Here is a 309-nt window from a genome sequence, read left to right as displayed (position 1 = left end):
GTGGCGAAGGCATGGCTCAGCGTGTAGGTGATGCGCACCGCACCCCCGAAGGTCGCCGCCGCGGTGAAGGCCAGCGTGTAGCCGGTGCCGCTGGCGGAGATGCTGGCGGTACCCGCTTCGGCCGGCGAGACCGACACCACGTTGGCGGCGGTGAACGGTCCGCCGCGTGCGGTCGTGGTCAGGTCCACGTTGAGCACGGTGCCGGCAATCGCCGAAGCGTTCAGTGCCGGTGCCACCGGGCGTGGATTGACGTTGATGCTGATCCGCGCCGGGGCCGATGCGCCGAACGGGTTGCTGAGCGTGTAGTCG

General features: G+C 69.9%; 1 protein-coding gene. It reads right to left on the bottom strand.

Annotated features, from left to right (window positions below; all coding sequences use genetic code 11):
- On the bottom strand, positions 1-309 hold a 309-nt coding region (locus tag EN850_RS35305; protein WP_136093055.1), incomplete at both ends, for an Ig-like domain-containing protein.

This window comes from Mesorhizobium sp. M8A.F.Ca.ET.207.01.1.1 (genome assembly GCF_004794715.1).
GTDB lineage: Bacteria > Pseudomonadota > Alphaproteobacteria > Rhizobiales > Rhizobiaceae > Mesorhizobium.
This window is presented reverse-complemented; position numbering and strand designations above follow the sequence as displayed.